This window comes from Mesorhizobium sp. M7A.F.Ca.CA.004.12.1.1 (assembly GCF_003997835.1).
Lineage (GTDB): Bacteria > Pseudomonadota > Alphaproteobacteria > Rhizobiales > Rhizobiaceae > Mesorhizobium.
This window is the reverse complement of sequence record NZ_RZRK01000619.1, coordinates 1-3,687: the sequence shown is the minus strand read 5'-3', so window position 1 is coordinate 3,687 and position 3,687 is coordinate 1. Positions and strand designations below refer to the sequence as shown.

At 63.9% G+C, this 3,687-nt stretch carries 1 protein-coding gene and 1 pseudogene; both read right to left on the bottom strand.

Going from position 1 to position 3,687, the window contains the following annotated elements:
- Positions 1–108 precede the first annotated feature (108 nt).
- Complete coding sequence (locus tag EN984_RS26285; RefSeq protein ID WP_127384055.1) at positions 109–3,456, bottom strand: error-prone DNA polymerase; 3,348 nt, start codon at positions 3,454–3,456, stop codon at positions 109–111.
- Positions 3,453–3,687, bottom strand: a pseudogene (locus EN984_RS26280) (DNA polymerase Y family protein); the annotation flags it as partial. The pseudogene EN984_RS26280 and the gene EN984_RS26285, both read right to left, overlap by 4 nt.

Genomic DNA, 3,687 nt, shown 5'->3' with positions numbered 1-3,687 from the left:
GAGGGGCACGCTGCTTATACCCGCCAATTTGCCGAAGGCTGGCGGGACAGCGGGGAGCGCGAAGGATCGCCGACGTCCGCTTTCGTTCCGCCCTTGGCATGGCCTTGCCTACTGAAAATTGCGGCCCTTGGGCATGACCCTTTCCGCTTCTTCCGACAGCGTTGCGAGATCCTGCCGGATCGGCGCGCTTTGTTTGGCGGGGCTGGAGCGATCCGAACCGTCCTTGGCGAGGTCTCTCGGAGGAACCGCTGGTGCGGCCCCGCTGACCTTCTCCAGAAGCACGGTCAGCCAGGGCGTCAGATCCTCGATCCTCTCGGCGACGATGTGGACCACGCCCGATTCCGACTGCAATTTTCCGGTGACCTTGACGAACCGGGCGCCCATGACGATCGGCCGGTAACGGTCGAAGGGCCTTTGCCAGAAGATGACGTTGGCAACCGCCTTGTCGTCCTCCAGCGTCAGGAAGATCGCATTGCCCTTGCCGGGGCGCTGCCGCACCAGCACGAGGCCGGCGACGGAGACGCGCCTGCCGTCGCGCACGGAAGGCAGGTTCGCATTGGGGATGACGCCGGCGCGGTCGAGCCGCTCGCGCAGGAAGGCGACCGGATGCGCCTTCAGCGACAGGCCGAGCGCGCGGTAATCATGGATGACATGCTCGCCGAGCGGCATTTTCGGCAGCTTCGTCTCAGGCTCCAGCTCGCGCAGGCGAAGCGCCGGCTGGTCGAACAGCGGCAGCCTTTCGGCGGCGCTCTTGCCGTCGAGCGCGCGCACCGCCCACAAGGCTTGGCGACGATCAAGGCCGAGCGAACGGAAGGCATCGGCCTGCGCCAGCCGCTCGATGTCGCCGACATCGAGGCCGGAGCGCAGCCAGACATCCCTGACGGATACGTAGCCTGAGCCGCGCTGTTCGACGAAGGCCGCCATGCGCTCCTTCGACAGGCCCTTGATCTGGCGGAAGCCGAGCCGCACGGCATGCTTCGTCTCGATGACGCCGCGCATCTCGGCATGGCGTGGGAGGATGCGGGCCGGATCGAACGGCGCCTTTTCCAGCGTGCAATCCCACACCGAAAAATTGACGTCGACATCGCGAATGTCGACGCCATGGTCGCTTGCGTCGCGCACCAGCTGGGCCGGCTGGTAAAACCCCATCGGCTGCGAATTCAGGATCGCGGCGCAGAACACGTCGGGATAGAAGGTCTTGAACCAGCAGGAGGCGTAGACGAGCAGGGCGAAGGAAGCGGCATGGCTTTCGGGAAAGCCATATTCGCCAAAGCCCTCGATCTGCTTGAAACAGCGCTCGGCGAAGTCCTTCGTGTAGCCCTTGCCGACCATGCCATTGATCATACGGTCGCGGTAATTGCCGATGGTGCCGGTGCGCTTGAAGGTGGCCATGGCGCGGCGCAGTTCATCGGCCTCGCCCGGTTTGAAACCGCCGGCGACGATGGCGATATTCATCGCCTGCTCCTGGAACAGCGGCACACCTAGTGTCTTGCTGAGGATCGCCTCCAGCTCCGGTTTTTGATACTCGGGTTTTTCCTTGCCCTGCCGGCGGCGCAGATAGGGGTGGACCATGTCGCCCTGGATCGGGCCCGGCCGCACGATCGCCACCTCGATGACAAGGTCATAAAAGGTTTTCGGCTCAAGGCGCGGCAGCATCGACATCTGCGCCCGCGATTCAATCTGAAAGACGCCCAATGTGTCGGCACGGCAGATCATATCGTAGACCCGGGCGTCTTCTGCCGGCAGGGTGGCCAGCACATAAGGTCGGCCGTATTTGTCTCGCGCCTTTGGATAGTGGTCAGTAAGCAAGGTGAAGGCGCGCTGGAGGCAGGTCAGCATGCCGAGCGCCAGCACGTCGACTTTCAGGATCTTCACCGCGTCGAGATCGTCCTTGTCCCATTCGACCATCTTGCGCTCGTCCATCGCCGTCTTGACGATGGGCACGATCTCGTCGAGCCGGTCCCTGGTTATGACGAAGCCGCCGACATGCTGCGACAGATGGCGGGGGAAGCCCATGATCTCATTGGCACGCTCCATCACGTGCCTCGACACCGGATCGGTGCGGTCGAGGCCGCCGGCGCGGGCTTCCTTCTCGCCAAGCTCCGATGTCGACCAACCCCAGATCGAGCCGGAAAGCGATGCCCTGACATCCTCGGACAGGCCCATCGCCTTCGACACTTCGCGCAGCGCCGAACGGCCGCGATAGCTGATGACGGCGGCCGCAAGTGCCGTGCGCTTGCCGCTGTATTTCTCGTAGATGTACTGGATTACGGTTTCGCGCTTTTCGTGCTCGAAATCGACGTCGATATCCGGCGGCTCGTTTCTCTCCTCGGAAATGAAGCGCTCGAAGAGCGAATCGATTTTTTCCGGTCCTACTTCGGTGATGCCGATGCAGAAGCAGACGACCGAATTGGCGGCCGATCCACGTCCCTGGCAGAGAATATCCTTGTTGCGCGCGAACTTGACGATGTCGTAGACAGTCAGGAAATAGCGGGCATAGTTGAGGCGTTCGATCAAAGCGAGCTCTTCCTCGATGCGCCTGGTCACCGAATCCGGCACACCCGCCGGATAGCGGTTGGCCGCTCCCTCCCGCGCCAGCCGCTCCAGTTCAGCCTGTGGGCCAAGACCCGATTCCGTCGGCTCGTCCGGATAATTGTACTGAAGGTCGCTCAACGAAAAGGTCAGTTCTTCCGCAAACCGCAGCGTCTCGGCCAGCGCTTGCGGATGCCTGCGGAACAGGCGCGCCATCTCCATTGGCGGCTTCAGATGACGCTCGGCATTGGCGCTGAGTTGCAGCCCGACCTCGGCGACGGGCGTGTTGAGGCGGATCGCGGTCAGCACGTCCTGCAGCGGGCGCCGTTCGGCCGTGTGGTAGAGAACGTCGTTGGTCGCCATCAGCGGAATACCGACGCTCTCGGCAAGCGCCGCGGCCTGCTCGATGCGGAAACGGTCATTGCCGGCGTAGTCGGGCGAAACGCCAAGCCGCAGGTACCTGCCGAAGCGGCCTTTGAGGTCTCCAAGCAGGGGAAGACTATCTTCCGCGCCCGCCGACAGACCGGGCAGGACCGCCAGCGACATCAGGTCACCCCATTCGAGGAGGTCGCCGCGCTGGAGAAGGGTGGCGCCTTTTTCGTTCTCGTCGCGCAGATTGGCTTGGGTAAGCATGCGGCACAGATGTCCCCAGCCCTTGCGGTCCTGGGGATAGGCGAGGATGTCCGGCGTGCCGTCGCCGAAAACCAGCCGGCAGCCGGGGTGATAGGAGAGCTTTTCGACCTTGGCCTGCTGCCAGGCGCGCACCACGCCGGCCACCGTGTTGCGGTCGGCAAGCCCGATCGCGGAGAAGCCCAGGAGCTTGGCCGCGACCACCAGCTCCTCCGGCTTGGAGGCGCCGCGCAGGAAGGAGAAATTCGACTGGATGCCGAATTCGGCATAGGGGATGACGGTCAGCGCGTTCATGCGAAGACACCATGCATGAACCAGCGCGGCGGTACCTGCGTGTTGCCGTAAAGACCTTGCCGGTAGAGCCAATAGCGGCGGCCATCGGCATCCTCGATGCGGAAATAGTCGCGCGTCGATGCCGCCTCGTCGCTTGGCGCTTCCCGCCACCATTCGGCGGCGATGCGTTCCGGCCCTTCGGCGCGCGTGACCCGGTAGAGCGCGCGCCGAAGGGCCGGAACGCATCGCCGC